Below are 17152 nucleotides of genomic sequence, written 5' to 3'. Positions count from 1 at the left end.
GTTGATGGTGTTGAGGTAGCGTCTAAACCCGCCCCTACGTTATCTGGGGATGGTGGGTTGAATGTGGGTTTTGTGGGGTTGGTTGGGGTGGTGAGGGCGGGTTTTGTTGAGGCGTTGGCGGTTGATGGTGTTGAGGTAGCGTCTAAACCCGCCCCTACGTTATCTGGGGATGGTGGGTTGAATGTGGGTTTTGTGGGGTTGGTTGGGGTGGTGAGGGCGGGTTTTGTTGGGGCGTTGACGGTTGATGTGGTTGAGGTAGCGTCTAAACCCGCCCCTACGTTATCTGGGGATGGTGGGTTAAATGGGGGTTTTGTGGGGTTGGTTGCGGTGGTGAGGGCGGGTTTTGTTGAGGCGTTGGTGGTTGATGGTGTTGAGTTAGCGTCTAAACCCGCCCCTACAGCAGATGGGTTAGATGGGGAATCGGGATTGACATTTGGCGCGTTTTGGGTTTTGGAATTTTCCCCCAAATCGGCAACCTCTCGCCAATCATAGCCGAGTTTATTACAGAATTCGAGAAAGTTTAAGTGGTCAACTGGTTTACCGTTGAGAAAGTTCCAAACGGTGTTTTTCGATACGTCTATGGCTTCGGCTAAGTCAATCTGACGGGGGAAGCCATTGCGCCTGAGTGCTTGTTTCAGCTTGGGGATATAGTCGGGATGAACCCTTGTACCTCTGGACATGCGCGATCGCACAATCTTTTTCTCAGTATATCAATGGCAATCATCCGCCCTGGGACTAACTTGGGATTAACTTGGGACAAAGTGGTTAACCAATGGGTTGGGATTGGGATTAAACCTGGGATTCGGGGGTGTTTGATGGAAGAGTAAACCATTCAACCCGATTGTGATGAATAGGAAGCATTCTGAACTTTTACTAAAAACCTTGGAAGTGAGTACATTTGTCGTGACTCTGTACACCTATTCTGCTTTTGTAGGAATTGCGGCGGCGGGTTTAGCGATTTATTGTTTACTTCAGCAAGCGCGGGAGGAGGGGTAGTCTTGTGTTGGTTCGTAGTAGGGGAACCTTAACCTATAATCCAATTAACTGCAAGCAGGATTAAGTTCGTCATAAAAATTGTAGTAGAGGAACCTTAGCATTAGATTTTGTTGGGTTTCCTTACGTCAACCCAATCCACAATGCTTAATCTCAATCAAAGTCCCCCTTTTTAAGGGGGATTTAGGGGGATCAAAAATGCATCAACGAAGCCATAGCGACTTTTCCAATAACCTCTCAGGCGCTGTTTCATTTTCACAATAACCCACCGAGTTAGAGGGTGTAGGGTGGAACATTTTCATTCTTCATCGGGTGGGCATTGCTCACCAACCTTAAGGAGCGTGCTATTCATTTTAAGAAGGTGTGAGTATGAAACGAGGGATGAGATAAGTCGTATAGCTGCATGATAATGGATAACCTTTGCCAAACTAATATGTAATAGACATAATTATTACCCAATTGGACATGGGGTTGAGTGTGGAACAAGTGGCGGAGGCGTTGGGGTTTGAGGTGCAGGAAGTGAGAGCGATTTCTCAAAGGTCGTGTTAAGAATTGAGGAGTCGGTACTCATGTAGAGCGACGGAAAAAACGCGGAAAGTCGCATGGTGAGGTAGTGCAAGAGTTTTTGCCCGGAGGGGAACTTCAGTTTAACCGCCACCACCGCCACCACCACCGCCACCGCCACCGCCACCTCCACCGCCACCGCCACCTCCACCGCCGCCACAGCCACCGCCACCGATACCACCACTATAGGAGGAGGTAGTATAGGGGATAGTTTGTTCAACTGTGTGATGATAAGAACAGTTGTTACAATGCTGAGTCACTCGCTTTCTACCATTGGAAGAGGACGTTGGATAAACCAAGACTTGAGACCGAGTTTTGAGCGTCAGTTTTCTACAACGCGGGCATCGGCGGGCAAGAACTGTTCTGATAGGCATACTAATGAATGTAATAATGAATGCAAAGAATATAAGAATGAATGGCATGAGTAGCAAGATCCGGAGCATAGATACGAAAAACTGTTTAATTTGACTCAATTGCTGTTGTTGAATTTGAACTTGCTGCCATTGGGGTTGAGGAAGATTCAAAATCGACGAAGGAAAGATGATTAGTACTTCGAGTTCATGTCCAGGTGGCAATGCTTGACTGGCAACAAATTCAAAGGTTTTACCATCAAGACTTCGACGAGTAGCGGGAATTCCATAGGATGTGTAACCGAGGACTTGACCTGAGAGGACTTCGGGTAAGTGAACGGTAACTGTACCCGATAGAACAGGTACTTGGCGATCAGCAAAAATGGCTTTCCAGTAAACCTGGCTTTTGTCACGATTGACTTGTATCCCGCCGATGACTCGATACTTGAGTACAAAAACATGAGATTCAGGTGGGTTGAGAGGATGCTGCCAGCGAATCCAAAGTTGATTGTTTTCAATTCCTGTCGTCGGAGCTAAAGGTTGCCCATTCTCTGTAACTGTAACATCGGTAATTCCATCCACCTTGTTCAGAGGGATGTAGCGATATCGTTCGTTGGTATAATCATCGGTGAAGACATAATGCTGTGTTTCTGTTACCCAGATGTCACCATTGGGTTGAACATCCATTTCTACGTTGATGGAATCCCAGTAGAACGGAACGTCTGATGCCGTTGAATGGGTGATGGGAATCAGAATCGTCACTAAAATTGCAATTACTGCAATTGCCATGCGGCGAAGTTGTCGAGAATTAAACATCATCCGATTTGACCCTCGTAATTGGTAATTAGCAGCCTTTGCTTATCAACTCTGACGATTCAGGAGAATTTTACGCCAAAGAGACATTTTTGTTGCAAAACTTAACATACAGACAATCAGAGGAAGTTCACAATCAGCTCAAAGCTAGCAGTACCAAAGCCTTTCACCCAGCTTGCCTGTTCTCAGCGAGATTTGGCGAAAGTAGCTTTGAGCTATAGCTGAGTTAATTTGTCGTCGTCTAAACTCCAGTTAAGTCCCTCATGAGAAACGCTATAATTGTTTTTGTTTGGCTCAAATAGAATGAGTTTAATCTAAAACAGTTTGTTCGATCCACTGGATATGCTGCGCTAATAATTGAGCTAAATCATAACGTTCCAGAATCGTTTTTCGCGCTTGAACTCGCAGCGCCGCCATCCCGTTAGGATGATTCAGCACGTCTTCTACCCGTTCAGCTATATCTTGGGGCGAAAAAAAGTCGGCTAATAAACCATTTACTCCATCCTGGATAACTTCAGTTACAGGTGCGGTGTTCGACGCCACCACTAAACAGGCTGTTGATAAGGCTTCTAACATTGACCAGGATAAAACAAAGGGACGGGTTAAATAAATATGAACGGAAGAGGCTTGTAACACTTGCAGATAATCGGGATAGGGAAGTAACCCGGTAAAATGCACGCGGTTGAGATCTAGGGGAATTTTTTCCAGCATGACATCCTTATAGGTTTTGCCATCTGGAAGGGATTTCCCATAGGCGACACGATTTTCCCCGACGATAACTGCATGACAATGGGGACGTTTTTCTTGCAGTAAAGCAATGGTTTCTATCAACTGGGGAAAGCCGCGATAGGGTTCCATGCCTCGGGCGACATAGGTGACAAGTTCCTCGACGTGAGATAGGTCTAAATTTAACCGAGGGAGGACTAATTTGTGTCCCGGTTTTGGTTGAAAAAAGTTGGTGTCGATCCCATCATGGTGTACCGTAATTTTATTCCGATACTCTGGGGGGAATTGTTGCTGCTGCCAATGGGTGGGGGAGAGTCCGCGATCGCAACTGTACAAATCAATCAGAATCGGCGCATTTTTGATCCGAATCCGGGCTTCATCGTCGGCGTTGAGGGGTTCTACTGGATCGAAGTCCGCGTCTGAACCGTGGGCGTGATAAAACCACTCGAAATAGCATAATAGTTTCGCCTTGGGGAAACTGTCTTTGATAAAGAACGTCGGACCCCAACCGGAATGACCGTAAACCACATCGGGGATAAATCTTTGGGCTTTTAGTTGTTCACACAGGCGATAAACCGCTTGCCCTTGTAGTACCGCATTTTCCAAGGGGCGGACGTAGTGATGGGTTTCTGGACGGGCTTGGCGAGACGGTGCATAGATAGCTTTGGCAACACCGGGTAATTGACCTTCTTTGCGGGTTGTGCCAAAGACAACCTGGTGACGCGGGTCTTGCGCCAAGGTAACAGCGAGGTGGCGGAATTGGGCGGGAAAGTTGGAATGCAAAAATAAGATTCGCATTAGGTGATGGTTCGTAGTCTGGGATACAGTTTTTCTCTGGTGGACTTTTTCCTCGATAACTGGGGGATCTCGTGATCCATTATCACAGATCGGGGATTCGTTCAGAGTCTAGTCTGTCGCGGATAACTATATCTCAAGGTATACCCCATCAGTAAACTGAGTATTTATGCTTAGTATTTCGGGAGCCGATGCTGTAACCTAGTGTACTACATTTTGAAGTGCAGAATCCGGGCTCTACAATCCCCCGCTACGCCTCATCACAGAACTTATTCAGCAGCCCCTATTAAAAAACTGCATAAGTCCCTTTGAGTCAGAGATAGAGTCAATTGGGAACAAACAGTCTCGAGTCTTCAAATTTCCCAACCCAAGGTTCCTAAAAATACCCGGTTACTCAACCCGGTACGATTTTAGGCTGGAATGATTACAGCGTTTTCCGACTCGATGTAATCCGCCTACATAAGATTAAACAAAGGCTATTTCGTGTTTACTGGACTACACCGTGTTAAGAATTGCTGTAGATTTCATCTCTCCAAGATAACTACATCTAAACACCAGAAAAGCCAATTCTATTGCAGGTTAAGACGATGCAAGCTAACAACTTACGTCCAGAACTTAATGTCGCATCATTCAATCTAAACAGTCTTGTTGAAGGCATAGATTATCTATCGGATCAAGTTGTTGTTAAGTTCAAGTCAGGGATTGAGTCAAGTCATATTCAAACCTTACAAGGAAATATGCAAGCTTCGGTACTCGAATCAACGAATATGTTAGGGACGCAGCTTTGGCAACTTGATGGGTTAAGTGTCGCCCAAGCGATTTCCACTTACAGTAATCATCCCCTGATTGAATATATTGAACCCAACTATACGATTAGTCTGAATACTACCATTCCCAATGATTCAGAGTTTAACCAACTTTGGGGATTAAATAATACCGGACAAACGGGTGGTACTGTAGACGCCGATATTGACGCTCCAGAAGCCTGGGATAGTGCAACGGGCAATAATATAGTCGTTGGCGTCATTGATACTGGGGTGGATTATACTCACCCAGAACTGATTAACAATATGTGGACAAATCCGGGCGAAATTCCCGACGATGGGATTGATAATGATGGCAATGGTTACATTGATGATTACTATGGCTGGGACTTTGCCAATAATGATAGTGATCCCTGGGATGATGAAGGACATGGAACTCATGTCGCTGGCACAATTGCTGCTGAAGGGAATAATAATAGTGGCGTAATTGGGGTGGCTCCCGATGCTCAAATTATGGCACTTAAATGGATAGATGCCAACGGTGGCGGAGATACATTCGATGCGATTCAGGCAGTAGAATATGCCACAATGATGGGCGTTGACCTGACAAACAATAGTTGGCATATTCCGTCCTACTCTCAAGGATTATACGACGCGATCGCGGCAGCCGGTCAAGCGGGACAGTTATTTATTTCATCGGCGGGTAACGGTGGCTTTGATGGGATTGGCGATAATAACGATATCACTCCCCATTACCCCTCTAACTATGACCTCGATAACATTATCTCCGTCGCGGCTACGGATCATAATGATGATTTGGCATCCTTCTCCAATTATGGCGTTACCTCTGTTGATTTAGGCGCACCTGGAGTAGATATTTACAGCACGATTCCTGGGGGAGGTTATGCTAGTTATAATGGAACGTCTATGGCAACACCTCACGTCTCTGGGGTGGCGGCTTTAATTTGGTCACAAAATCCCGAATTAAGTGCTTCGGAGGTTAAAGATCAGATTTTAAGCACTGTTGATCCGATTTCATCATTGCAGGGAAATACGGTAACGGGTGGACGATTAAATGCCAATAATGCCCTGGATAATCCACCCCCATCTCCTTCAGGAGAAATTCATGGAAGTAAATGGAATGATATTGATGGCGATGGAATTTGGGATGCGAATGAGCCAGGTTTAAGTGGTTGGACGATTTACTTAGATCAGAATCAGAACAGTCAATTGGATGCGGGTGAAGTTTCAACAATTACAGATATTAACGGGAATTATTCGTTCACCGAATTAACGGCTGATACTTACACGGTAGCTGAGGTATTACTACCCGGTTGGCAACAAACCGTTCCGGGTTCAGAACCATCTTTTAAATTGGTAGCGGGTACAGGAAGTGGTGGAACCAATGAATACAGCTTAGTTGAATTACAAACTGATCCGGTGGCGGAAATTCTTATCGGTTCTGCCAGTTATAATCCGGGTTTAGACGTTGATCCAACTACTGGACTACTTTATGGTGCTAGTTCTTCCTTGCGGATTATTGATCCAACGGACGGTTCTTACACTACTATTGGCACAATTCATAGTACTGCCGAAAGTTCCATTTTGATGAAAAGCCTTGCTTTTTCTCCCAACGGAACCTTGTATGGAATCTCGAATAGCACAGATATACTTTACACCATCGATCCAGTTAATGCCTTTGCCACTCAAATCGGCACAGTTCCCCAATACACTCGGGGGATTGACTTTGCTCCCGATGGTACACTTTACGGTGCATGGAATAACCTGGTTGAAATTGATCCAGCAACAGGAAATATTCTGTCAACTGTCGGTTCGTTAGGAACAACCGTTGTCGATATTGATTTTGCCCCAGATGGTCTTATCTATGGCGTCTACTATAACAACAGCAATCTTTATCAAATTAACCCATCCGACGCTTCAACAACTCAGATTGGTACTTATGATTCCTCAACTTGGGGTGTCGCTTCTATACCATCTACCAGTAACCTTGTCCCCGGAACTCACACGGTTGATCTAAGTTCTGGAGAAATTGTCACCAATATTACCTTTGGCAACCAACAAATCGAGGATTTATCGCCCCAACTTAACCTCAGTTTTGAAACCGGAGACTTTACTGATTGGAATAGTATTGGAGATGCAACAATCCAAACCGATACTATTGGCAGTACACCAACTGATGGCACATTCCAAGCCTTGATCACCAATAGTCAAGGTTCCGTTAGCGATAGTAATCTGGAAACATTCCTAGGATTAAATACGGGTGACTTAGACAATCTGGGTAATGGAGATGCCATAGAAGGTTCTGCCTTGCAACTCACCCCGATTACCGTTAAAGCGGGAGATATTTTAAGCTTTGACTGGAACTTTATCACCAATGAGCAAACGCCCAGCAACTATAACGATTTTGGCTTTGTTTCTATCAGTTCCACCCTATTATCAGAACTGGCAGATACCAACCAGCAATTTAATCGGTTTACGGGTTCCTTTGGCAAACAAACGGATTATGGCACATTCGATTATCAATTCACCCAAGATGGAACCTATAACATTGGCTTAGGATTAGTCGATGCGGATGATTCTAGTGTTGATTCGGGACTTCTGTTCGATCATGTCCAAATCACTCCTGATCCTTTCTTCAACTTTGGCTTTGAAAACGGTGATTTTACCAACTGGACAACGATTGGTAACACAACTATTGAAACGGATTCAATTGGGAGTAATCCCACAGACGGCGATTACCAAGCCTTCATTACGAATAGCGTCGGTTCGGTGAGTGATGCTGAGATGGAAACCTTCTTTGGTTTAACGGCTGGCGGATTAGATAATCTGGGTAATGGTGATGTTATCGAAGGTTCTGGCTTACAGTTTCAACCGATTAAAGTTCAGGCGGGAGATAGTATTAGCTTTGACTGGAATTTCATCACCAATGAAGAAAATCAAAGTAGTTTCAGTGATTTTGGCTTCGTTTCCATTACATCGGGTGTCTTATCCGAACTAGCGGATACGAGTAGTGACTTTAATCGTTTCACAGGTTCCTTTGGTTCTCAAACGGGCTATGGCACATTTACCCATCAGTTTACTGAATCGGGTATCTTTACCATTGGCGTAGGTTTAATGGATGCGGGGGATAGTTATGTGGATTCAGGATTACTCATTGATAACTTCTCCTTCACACCGAATAGTGGTACAACTCTAGGATTATCGATTCCCAGTGAAACCGTTGAAGCGGTGACACCAGAGTATACGATTCAAGGAACGCCAGACACCGACAAATTAGTCAGTTCTAATCAACAGGATGAATTCATCTTCGCGGATGCTGGCAATGATACCGTTATTGGCAGTTTGGGTGATGATGTCATTTATGGTGCAGCGGGTGATGATATCCTACGGGGTGACTGGAATAAGGGTTGCTTAAATTGTGCGATCGCGGGTGATGATATTCTCTATGGTGGCGCAGGAAATGACAAGCTATATGGCAAAGGCGGGAATGACCAACTTTTCGGCGAAGAGGGTAACGACAAAATCTGGGGTAATGAGGGTGATAATTTACTTTGGGGTGGTTTTGGGAATGATCAATTAATTGGGGATCAAGGTAACGATACCTTTGTCTTAGCGGTTGGTGAAGGAATAGACAAAATTCGAGATTTCCACATCGATGAAGATATCTTAGGATTATCCGGTGAACTCACATTGGGACAGTTGTCAATTACCCAACAGGGTAAGAACACTTGGATTGATTTGAATGATGAAACCTTAGGTATTTTGACTGGTGTAAATGCGAGTACGTTAACGGCTGATGCTTTTGCCCTTGCCTAAGTGATACTTTTGAATTAAGGCGGGTTTCATTGAGCAATTATCAGTAATAAATCCTTAGCTATCCACAGACAGATTCCCGACTTCTCCAAGAAGTTGGGGATCTTGCTTAGTATAGCATTACGGGCATACGTTAGGACATTACCCTGTTGCCTATTGCCTATTCCCTATTGCCTTTTCACCTAATTTTATTTTCCTAACCTCAATGCGTAGTGCTATAAGCTGTTCGGCATTTAAACCTTAATGTCAATAATGGCGAAAGGATGGTAGTGCGAGCATCTTGCTCGCTACTAATACCCAATTTAAATGCATGACAGCTTAAGCCAAATCTAACCGCTTTTTGCTACGAGCAAGCTGACTCAAGCGCATCTTCGCCGCGTAAACATACCCTTGCACTTCCGCCAGCATAATCGCCCCTTCCGCTAACTTGCCTTTGGCATCAACGATATATACAGTCTCCAGAGTCTTTCCATCCCTGATTCCGGAGTCCCCCCCCTTCGACTTGCATTCATAAATGAGATGGAAGGAAGAAAGGTTGGTAATTGAGAGTTGAATAACGTGGCGCTGGTCACTTTAACAAGCGTGATTTTTGGACTCGCGACCTTGTTCGTTAAGGTGTGTGTAGAACCTTGCAAAACGTTGAGGAATTTCGCGAAATTTTAAGAATGATTGCAATAAACCACCGTAAACTTGTTTTACTTAAAAGCTAAATACCAGTCAGGAAGAGGGTTTTGGCGATTTTGTCGCCCTGACCATCCGCGTTAATACCTACTCACGAAACGCTAAAAGTCTGAGACAATCAGAAACGACTTGAAACTATAGACTCATCGATAACACTGCCCATTCGTCCTCAATCGGGCTTTGTGCAACCAATACAAGGGAGAAACTCGTATGAAATTAGCTTACTGGATGTATGCAGGTCCGGCTCACATTGGCACTCTCCGCGTTGCCAGTTCGTTTAAGAATGTCCACGCGATCATGCATGCACCACTGGGCGATGATTATTTTAACGTGATGCGATCGATGCTGGAACGGGAACGAGACTACACCCCAGTCACCGCCAGCATCGTTGACCGACACGTTTTAGCACGGGGTTCTCAGGAAAAAGTGGTGGACAATATCGTCCGCAAGGATAAGGAAGTCACCCCGGATCTAATTGTATTGACCCCTACCTGCACCTCCAGCATTCTCCAAGAAGATTTGGCTAACTTCGTGGAACGCGCCGAACTTGAAGCCAACAGCGACGTAATGCTGGCAGATGTGAACCACTATCGGGTGAATGAACTACAAGCCGCCGATCGCACTCTGGAACAAATTGTCCAGTTTTACCTGAAGAAGGCGCACAAGAAAGGGGAATTACCCGAAGGGAAGACAGAAAAGCCTTCAGTGAACATCATTGGCATTTCCACCCTCGGCTTCCACAACCAGCACGACTGCACCGAATTGAAGCGGTTAATGGCTGACTTAGGAATTGAAGTCAACGAGGTGATCCCAGAAGGTGCATCGGTTCACAATCTGAAGAATTTGCCTCGTGCTTGGTTTAATTTAGTGCCTTATCGGGAAATCGGCACAATGGCGGCGCGTTATCTAGAAGCCGAGTTCGATATGCCTTATGTGGATATCACACCGATGGGAGTCGTGGAAACGGCGCGGTGTATCCGTAAGATGCAGCAGGTACTCAATCAGCAAGGCGCTGATGTGGATTACGAGGAGTTTATTGATAATCAGACGCTGTATGTGTCCCAAGCCGCTTGGTTCTCCCGTTCCATTGACTGTCAGAATTTGACCGGGAAGAAAGCCGTTGTTTTTGGCGACAATACCCACGCCGCCGCGATGACCAAGATTTTGGCACGGGAGATGGGGATTCATGTCGTGCTAGCGGGAACCTACTGCAAATACGACGCGGACTGGTTCAAGGAACAGGTGAGCGAGTACTGTGACGAGATCCTCATTAGTGATGATAACGGCAAAATTGGCGATGCGATCGCCCGGATTGAACCCTCGGCTATTTTTGGCACGCAGATGGAACGCCATGTGGGTAAGCGGTTAGATATCCCCTGTGGTGTGATTGCGGCACCGATTCATATTCAAAATTTCCCGATTGGGTATAAACCATTCATGGGTTACGAAGGCACGAATCAGATTGCGGATTTGGTCTATAATTCCTTCACCTTGGGAATGGAAGATCACCTGTTGGAAATCTTCGGCGGTCATGATACCAAGGAAGTGATTACCAAAGGAATTTCCGCTGAGTCTGACTTGAATTGGAATAAAGAAGCGCAAGCGGAATTGAATAAGGTTCCTGGTTTTGTGCGCGGTAAAGTGAAGCGAAATACCGAGAAGTTTGCCCGGGAGCGAGGGTTTACGGAAATTTCCCTTGAGGTGATGTACGCCGCTAAGGAATCTGTCGGCGCTTAGAGAAAAGACTTCGCGATCGCACGCCTTGTAGTCAGAAGCATCAAACAGCCTTGGGTTCAAACCCAAGGCTAAAAGCGAAAGTCAGCTAAAGCTGACTGAACAAAAGTTTTAGTCCGTTGGGTCAAAGATAATGGTCAATCGCGCAGTCGGAATGAGTTGTCGCAGAATTCGCACATGACCATCCGCATCATCGACCCATAACGACTCGTTGGAAATTTGGCAGCAGATTAACCACCTTAAATGCGGCAAGGGGGCGGACGCTATAACCGAGGGGGTTATATCGAGCGCCGTGAGTACCCCCAATGGTTTAGCGTCTGGGGAATTGCCGCCAGATAGCAAATTGAGCGACAGCGAATCCTTATTTTTAGGATGTGTATTCATAGCCGTCAGCTCTGTGAATTGTCTTCAAATATTTCGGATGCACGTCAAAACTTTTCCCTCCTGTTGTTAATTTAAAGCTCGGCTTGAATCGAATGGCAATTCGACCTGTGTAAACTCCTGCGTACTTTCCCGTTTTGACATCGGCTTTTACCAAGTCCCCAGTCTGGAATCCCATGAAGAACTTCTGAGCTGGCGCATGGCGAATGGGAAAGCCAAATTTGTTTGTACCGCAACGCTGCCTTCTTCCATGCCCCTTAGCTTTGATGTTTAGTGGTTTGATTCCGTTCATCAGAAGCTTTTCAGGAGTTGAAGCGCCGACACAAGCTGCGTCAGCCCAATGAGTTTTTTCAATTCCTCTGGTCTTACGGTTAAACTTTGTTCGCCCCCCAGAACCAACCTCTACAGGTAAACCAGTCGATTGAAGCCTCCGATATAACTCCCATCGGGTAGCGTTAACAACAGCAGCATCCTTGAGGGGTGTTTTGGCTTGAGCCAGGACTCGCGCTTTGACTTCTGGCTTTTTCTTAAGGAATTCCTCAATGGGCTTATTCCCTTTAGCTTGGTTACAAGAATGACAGCTAAGGCAAAGATTACTGACTCGGTTTGAACCACCCTTGCTTTTGGCAAGAATGTGTTCTATCTCGAATGGGACATTTTCAACGCCGCAATAAGCGCATTTTCTACCCCATTTTATCAAGAGATACTCTTTAACCTCGAAGCCAAACAGTTCACCTCTCTGGTACTCTATCCCGCTAATCTCTGGGTTTTGCATCTGCTGTAAGTCGAACCGGACTAATTCTTGAGAAATGGCGGTGACTGGACAGAGCTTCCTGATTCGTCTTACCCAAGTCTCAATGTTGGAAATTCGACTCTCTAGAGAGGGAGGTAACCAACCCTGCTTACGAGTCCGATTCAAGAAGCGAGGCTTGCGGTAACGGGTTTTACGGTTACGTCGCCCTCTTCTTAATGCTCTACGAGCCTCAAGGAAGTCTTTTATCTGTTGCCCTCGGTGCGAGACTTTAAGAGCGTTTGTGACACGTCCTGTCTCTTCTTGAACAACCGCAAATCCCGTAACCTTGCTGCCAGGGTCAATCTTGATTCGGTGTGGATGCGTGACTGATTTATCAATAGTTCTGTCTGGCAAAACAATGGTGAACACATAGCGCTTGAATACCTTAGCCCTCCCTTTCTTTAGTAACTCTCTTGCCCGTGCTGGATGACAGGGGTCAAGAGGTTGTAGGTTTTTATCTAGAACAAAAACGCGCATTACTGCACCTCTCATTACTGGTTAAGTTTGCCTCGACGGTGTTAAGACTCGGTACTTTCTGGATAACACTGGCTTTTCCGAATAACCTGTTTAATTACCCAGTTGTAGAGCAAGGAACTGGCACGCATTCCTTGGTACGAACGTTAACCCTTAGTCTTAACGGCTGCTAGACTGAGCGAAGTCAAGTCTAGCCGTCTGGTCAACAGGCTAAATTCTCAGCCCACACCATACCCTAAGGGTTGGTGTGCGGTAGTTGACAATCCAAGGCTTGAGACGGTCTTGATATTGCATAATAACTAATTCTTGATTAGAAGGATGGCTATCTCATTGGCTTTTTTTTGCCTATATCAGTAGCCCGTAATGTCTGCCACCGCGATAGATAGATGCGATAGACAAAGCTTGAACTCTCGCTAGTAGGCAGGCAGTTCAGGTACGGCGGGACTCTATGGTGCCCGTTAGCCTCCAAATTCAAAACGTCAAAGTTTTGGATAACCATAATAAAGTTATCTCCTATGTTGGTAGTGAGCAAACGTATTCACGTTACAATTCCCGACTATATTTATGAAACTTTAGAGCAATGGGCAGACAACCAAGGCAGACCCAGAGCAAGTTTGGCTGCCTTTTTGATTGAGGTAGCTGTACTAGAAGCTCAAAAAACCGGACAGATACCACCCAAGCGAGAAAAACCAGATAAAGGCAGATAATGATGATTTATGTCAATTCAGCGCGAATGGATAACTACCAATCGCATCCCTTGGTTTTTGGGTCGAGTGTGGTGCTGTGTGAGTTTGGGACTGATTATCGCTTGTCAAGCAGAACCTCCCTCTGGGGTGAATTCTCCAGGAACGTCTGCTAAATCTGTCGTTTCCTCTAGTTCTACCGAACCAGGCACTGAGACTAACTCATCGTCAAGGGATAGCCAAACTACTTATAAAAACGAGTCTTTGGGTATTCGCTTCGAGTATCCAGAGGGGTTTGTTGTTGATGATACGAATAAACAGTCCGATACTGAGTCTCAAGTGTGGCGGGGAACCGTAGAGGTATGGACGCAGGCTGACTATGAGGCGATGCAGACGAATGATTTTGAGGGTACAGAATTGCCAGCCAACGTTAGTCTTTGGGTTTATCGTAATCGCGATCGCCTCTGGTTACAAGACTGGGTAGAAAGCCGTTCTGACTATTTTGTATCCCCCCAGAACTATAAACAGCAACAGGTAGCCAATCAAGACGCGATCGCATTCCAGTCTACAGGGTTGTACGAGGTTGAGACTATTGTGCTTCCCAGTGGCGATGGTCAAGATATGATTGTGATTAGTCTGGCTAAAGGAACTGGCAATGAGGCGGCGTATCGACAGGCGTTTGAGCGAATTCGAGGAACGTTGCAACTCTTGCGGTAGTAGGATTATATCTGTGGGTTCGATGTATGTCCAACTTGTAGGTTGAACCCTTGGAACGAAACCCAACAAGCGCGGGTTAGCGTGAACATTATGTTAAAGACAAAATAGTTGCTACAGAAAAGATGATGACTCAGCAGATTGTGATTAACGTGCCAGAATCAGTATTGCAGGCTGAAAACACTGATGCAGATGCATTTGCTTGTGAACTGTGCCTCTTAGCAGCGGTTAAATTATATGAATTGGGTCGCTTTTCATCGAGTCGAGCAGCAGAATTGGCTGGAATGTCGCGGGTTGAGTTTCTGATGAATCTGGGACGCTACCAGGTTTTTCCGTTGGAGGCGGAACTACAAGACTTGGAGAGCGAGCGTGCCTGAAGCGATTAGCAATACTTCACCATTGCTGTATTTATATCGAATTAAGCGGGTTTCACTACTATCTTTTCGGTTGCACCCATAAGTAACTAAACCCGCCCCGACGCAGGTTTCTATGCTTCAGGTGAAAAGTCAGGTTCGAGTCCGTGCGATCGCACTTTCTATAATTAGAGTTAGCTCCTCTAATGTTTGTACTATGTCCGTAACAGAATTACTACCAACACTGCAAAAACTATCTCGTGCTGATAAGTTTCGGCTTATGCAATTCTTAGTTGCACAGCTAGCTCAAGAAGAAACTGATGGGTTACAGTCTAATCAGACTTATCCCGTTTGGTCACCTTATGATGCGTTTGAGGCGGCGGATACCATGCTCAAAGCATTAGAAGCCGAGAAGAGTAATGACTATGCAGAATGCTGAACAATTTCTCTGCTTTTTGTTATTCTAATTATGATACTTGCAGGAACAGCTTGTTTTTTTACACTTACTTATAGTTTTAAAAAGCATAAATATGGCTTGCCGAATTAATCGATAAGCTATAGTATGAATGGATTTTCACCTCCGCGATTGCCTTCGGCACTAGCAAAGCCAATCGCCAAATCTTCCCCCAATAGGGGGTTGAAACTGTTCCCTGTTCCCTTCCCTCACCATAAAACTCCCTGTAGCAGACCCTAAATTATGAATGAATATACTTTGAGAAAATTAATGGCAGAGCTGGTCTATGAAAAAGATATTCGGCTGCCTCCAGATAATTTTCGTAGAGGGCAATTCAAAGTCGGTTGGAAAAATGCGACAGTAAGAGGGAAAATCTATACAGCCCATACACTTAAAAAACTAACCTGGCATAATCTTGGCTATCGTTTAGGAAATAAAATTGGCGATAAGCCACCTGATGAAATTGACAGAATATTTGATTTGATCCTCAATATCGAATTCTGAATCTAGCAGGTGAGCGAAGTGATAACACTTGATTCGCTCAAGTTATAGTACTGTTTCTGGCTGAATCACCTCCAGTAGATACCTCAAAAAGACTTTGATATGACCATTATCTTGGTGTACTGGACTGACACAGCTAAAATTGTGGAATAGATTTTATCATTGAATCGGGCGCACGCCATGCGCCCCTACAGTTTCCGGGCGTAATTCTAATTCATCAAATAAGGTGTGCCACGCCAGTAGTGGACTGATACAGCTAAAATTGTGGGATAGATTTGGCGGTGAAATCGGGCGCACGCCATGCGCCCCTACAATTCTAATCCACCAATTAAGGTGTGCCACGCCGCCATCGTGCGTTAGCGCTAGCGTAACGCACCACCTTACTCATTCACCCCTAATTGACTCAAACGCTTGATAATTTTCAAAACGCTGTAGAGTTCATTTCCTCGATTGTCAATCACAAACTCATCTGATAACGCATACTTCGGCGTTGCTTCTCGCACTAACTTGACAAACCTAAAATTGACGCCATTGGTAATCATACCAAACGTGGGTGTTTCTGGGTTGGGGTCAGCTAGCATATAAGTCAGAATTTGGGCTAACCCTTCTTCGATAGAGAAAGCTGTTTGCTTGGATTCGATAACCGTAACCCAGAAATTTTGTCTGAGAACCAGGATGTCAATTCTACCTTCGATAATAACACTCTCATCTTCTGCCCGAATCTCCAGGGATTTTTCCGCTTTGATGTGAAAGGGAAATAGATATAAACCCGCAATAAATAAAAGCGGACTGACAATTGTTAATTTAACAACATTCTCTAACAATGGCGGATATTCGACTAAATTAAAATATCCCTCCTGCACCCGGTCGAGTGCTTGTTTCTCTATATCCGTTAATTCAGGGAGATTGGTTTGCCATTCCCCAAAAAACTGGTCATCCCGGATGCGCTGAAGACCAAAGTTGTCAATTAGGTAGCGTAAATCTATTCTTTGGGCTTTTAGAGTTTCAACCATAAGACTTCATTTGTGATCACGTTGAGTAATAGCCGATAGCTGTTATAAGACATCCTATTGTAGGGGCGACCCGCCGTACAAAATCAACATAACCCACCTATTAATTTTATCGGGGGGAACCCTGCATGGAGTACATTGAGACCAGGGCGAGTCGAGACAACTTAATCTTCACACCGCTATATTTGAACAGCGACTTGCCCCTACAATCTTTGCCATCCCTATTATCTCTATGACGAATTCAAAACCTGTAAAATCTATTTCACCATCGTAGGGGCGCACAGACGTGCGCCCGGAAAACCTGCCAAATTTATTTTCAGCTATGGTTAATCTGGGCGAGTTTTGTTGTTCCGTTATCGGTGAGGAGGGCGGGTTTTGTTGTTTCGTTATCGGTGGGGAGGGCGGGTTTTGTTGTTCCGTTAATGGTGAGGAGGGCGGGTTTTGTTGTTCCGTTAATGGTGAGGAGGGCGGGTTTTGTTGTTCCGTTAATGGTGAGGAGGGCGGGTTTTGTTGTTCCGTTAATGGTGAGGAGGGC

16 protein-coding genes and 1 pseudogene are annotated in these 17152 nt (G+C 45.2%); 10 read left to right on the top strand and 7 right to left on the bottom strand.

Annotated elements, in window-relative coordinates:
- The 3 genes from RIE73_RS28215 to RIE73_RS28205 form a co-directional block, all read left to right on the top strand.
- The coding region (locus RIE73_RS28215; RefSeq protein WP_446404329.1) for a hypothetical protein at positions 1 to 492 on the top strand (492 nt) is incomplete at its 5' end.
- Positions 493 to 656: 164 nt separating this feature from the next.
- The gene (locus tag RIE73_RS28210) at positions 657 to 827 is read left to right on the top strand and encodes a hypothetical protein (RefSeq protein WP_446404328.1); all 171 of its coding nucleotides are present in this window, start codon (positions 657 to 659) and stop codon (positions 825 to 827) included.
- A 19-nt stretch (positions 828 to 846) separates the two neighbouring features.
- Entirely contained in the window at positions 847 to 996 is a 150-nt protein-coding gene (locus RIE73_RS28205) for a hypothetical protein (RefSeq protein ID WP_157453004.1), read from the top strand.
- 644 nt (positions 997 to 1640) lie between these two features.
- Here the strand turns inward: RIE73_RS28205 and RIE73_RS28200 are convergent.
- Both RIE73_RS28200 and RIE73_RS28195 read right to left on the bottom strand, forming a co-directional pair.
- Positions 1641 to 2726, bottom strand: coding sequence for a DUF2207 domain-containing protein (locus RIE73_RS28200; RefSeq protein ID WP_446404327.1), 1086 nt, complete (start codon positions 2724 to 2726; stop codon positions 1641 to 1643).
- 303 nt (positions 2727 to 3029) lie between these two features.
- Complete coding sequence (locus tag RIE73_RS28195) at positions 3030 to 4244, bottom strand: glycosyltransferase (protein ID WP_446404326.1); 1215 nt, start codon at positions 4242 to 4244, stop codon at positions 3030 to 3032.
- Between the two features lie 584 nt (positions 4245 to 4828).
- Here RIE73_RS28195 and RIE73_RS28190 point away from each other — a divergent pair.
- Entirely contained in the window at positions 4829 to 8842 is a 4014-nt protein-coding gene (locus RIE73_RS28190) for a S8 family serine peptidase (RefSeq protein WP_446404325.1), read from the top strand.
- Between the two features lie 888 nt (positions 8843 to 9730).
- Complete coding sequence (gene bchB / locus RIE73_RS28185; RefSeq protein WP_446404324.1) at positions 9731 to 11257, top strand: ferredoxin:protochlorophyllide reductase (ATP-dependent) subunit B; 1527 nt, start codon at positions 9731 to 9733, stop codon at positions 11255 to 11257.
- A 108-nt stretch (positions 11258 to 11365) separates the two neighbouring features.
- On the opposite strand, the gene RIE73_RS28180 is transcribed toward bchB, so the two are convergent.
- Positions 11366 to 11638 (bottom strand): hypothetical protein, encoded by a 273-nt coding sequence (locus RIE73_RS28180; RefSeq protein WP_446404323.1) that lies wholly within the window; start codon positions 11636 to 11638, stop codon positions 11366 to 11368.
- Entirely contained in the window at positions 11622 to 12905 is a 1284-nt protein-coding gene (gene iscB / locus RIE73_RS28175) for an RNA-guided endonuclease IscB (protein WP_446404322.1), read from the bottom strand. The genes RIE73_RS28180 and iscB overlap by 17 nt, the downstream gene beginning before the upstream one ends.
- A gap of 512 nt (positions 12906 to 13417) precedes the next feature.
- Between iscB and RIE73_RS28170 the strand changes: the two genes are divergently transcribed.
- The 5 genes from RIE73_RS28170 (at position 13418) to RIE73_RS28150 (ending at position 15610) form a co-directional block, all read left to right on the top strand.
- Positions 13418 to 13609, top strand: coding sequence for a ribbon-helix-helix domain-containing protein (locus RIE73_RS28170; RefSeq protein WP_446404321.1), 192 nt, complete (start codon positions 13418 to 13420; stop codon positions 13607 to 13609).
- A gap of 9 nt (positions 13610 to 13618) precedes the next feature.
- On the top strand, positions 13619 to 14302 hold the full coding sequence (locus RIE73_RS28165) for a hypothetical protein (RefSeq protein WP_446404320.1): 684 nt from the start codon (positions 13619 to 13621) through the stop codon (positions 14300 to 14302).
- Positions 14303 to 14424: 122 nt separating this feature from the next.
- Positions 14425 to 14676, top strand: a complete 252-nt coding sequence (locus tag RIE73_RS28160) for a UPF0175 family protein (RefSeq protein ID WP_446404319.1) — start codon at positions 14425 to 14427, stop codon at positions 14674 to 14676.
- A 112-nt stretch (positions 14677 to 14788) separates the two neighbouring features.
- Entirely contained in the window at positions 14789 to 15091 is a 303-nt protein-coding gene (locus RIE73_RS28155) for a hypothetical protein (protein ID WP_446404318.1), read from the top strand.
- A 285-nt stretch (positions 15092 to 15376) separates the two neighbouring features.
- Positions 15377 to 15610 carry a hypothetical protein gene (locus RIE73_RS28150; RefSeq protein WP_446404317.1) on the top strand — a complete coding sequence of 78 codons (234 nt, stop codon included), beginning with the start codon at positions 15377 to 15379 and terminating at the stop codon, positions 15608 to 15610.
- Positions 15611 to 15766: 156 nt separating this feature from the next.
- On the opposite strand, the gene RIE73_RS28145 is transcribed toward RIE73_RS28150, so the two are convergent.
- The 3 genes and pseudogenes from RIE73_RS28145 to RIE73_RS28135 all read right to left on the bottom strand — a co-directional run.
- On the bottom strand, positions 15767 to 15949 hold the full coding sequence (locus RIE73_RS28145; RefSeq protein WP_446404316.1) for a hypothetical protein: 183 nt from the start codon (positions 15947 to 15949) through the stop codon (positions 15767 to 15769).
- 38 nt (positions 15950 to 15987) lie between these two features.
- Entirely contained in the window at positions 15988 to 16620 is a 633-nt protein-coding gene (locus RIE73_RS28140; RefSeq protein WP_446404315.1) for a type I restriction endonuclease, read from the bottom strand.
- Positions 16621 to 16933: 313 nt separating this feature from the next.
- Positions 16934 to 17152, bottom strand: a pseudogene (locus RIE73_RS28135) (hypothetical protein); the annotation flags it as partial.

The sequence above is a fragment of the Coleofasciculus sp. C1-SOL-03 genome (genome assembly GCF_040220555.1).
GTDB lineage: Bacteria > Cyanobacteriota > Cyanobacteriia > Cyanobacteriales > Coleofasciculaceae > Coleofasciculus.
Note: the sequence above shows the minus strand (reverse complement) of the source record. Positions and strands in the feature narration are given on the sequence as shown.

What these genes read in the sequence shown, in the direction of transcription:
- RIE73_RS28210 (WP_446404328.1), top strand. Translation starts at nt 657, where the DNA reads ATGAACCCTTGTACCTCTGGACATGCGCGATCGCACAATCTTTTTCTC.
- RIE73_RS28205 (WP_157453004.1), top strand. Translation starts at nt 847, where the DNA reads ATGAATAGGAAGCATTCTGAACTTTTACTAAAAACCTTGGAAGTGAGT.
- RIE73_RS28200 (WP_446404327.1), bottom strand. Translation starts at nt 2,726, where the DNA reads ATGATGTTTAATTCTCGACAACTTCGCCGCATGGCAATTGCAGTAATT.
- RIE73_RS28195 (WP_446404326.1), bottom strand. Translation starts at nt 4,244, where the DNA reads ATGCGAATCTTATTTTTGCATTCCAACTTTCCCGCCCAATTCCGCCAC.
- RIE73_RS28190 (WP_446404325.1), top strand. Translation starts at nt 4,829, where the DNA reads ATGCAAGCTAACAACTTACGTCCAGAACTTAATGTCGCATCATTCAAT.
- bchB (WP_446404324.1), top strand. Translation starts at nt 9,731, where the DNA reads ATGAAATTAGCTTACTGGATGTATGCAGGTCCGGCTCACATTGGCACT.
- RIE73_RS28180 (WP_446404323.1), bottom strand. Translation starts at nt 11,638, where the DNA reads ATGAATACACATCCTAAAAATAAGGATTCGCTGTCGCTCAATTTGCTA.
- iscB (WP_446404322.1), bottom strand. Translation starts at nt 12,905, where the DNA reads ATGCGCGTTTTTGTTCTAGATAAAAACCTACAACCTCTTGACCCCTGT.
- RIE73_RS28170 (WP_446404321.1), top strand. Translation starts at nt 13,418, where the DNA reads ATGTTGGTAGTGAGCAAACGTATTCACGTTACAATTCCCGACTATATT.
- RIE73_RS28165 (WP_446404320.1), top strand. Translation starts at nt 13,619, where the DNA reads ATGTCAATTCAGCGCGAATGGATAACTACCAATCGCATCCCTTGGTTT.
- RIE73_RS28160 (WP_446404319.1), top strand. Translation starts at nt 14,425, where the DNA reads ATGATGACTCAGCAGATTGTGATTAACGTGCCAGAATCAGTATTGCAG.
- RIE73_RS28155 (WP_446404318.1), top strand. Translation starts at nt 14,789, where the DNA reads ATGCTTCAGGTGAAAAGTCAGGTTCGAGTCCGTGCGATCGCACTTTCT.
- RIE73_RS28150 (WP_446404317.1), top strand. Translation starts at nt 15,377, where the DNA reads ATGGCAGAGCTGGTCTATGAAAAAGATATTCGGCTGCCTCCAGATAAT.
- RIE73_RS28140 (WP_446404315.1), bottom strand. Translation starts at nt 16,620, where the DNA reads ATGGTTGAAACTCTAAAAGCCCAAAGAATAGATTTACGCTACCTAATT.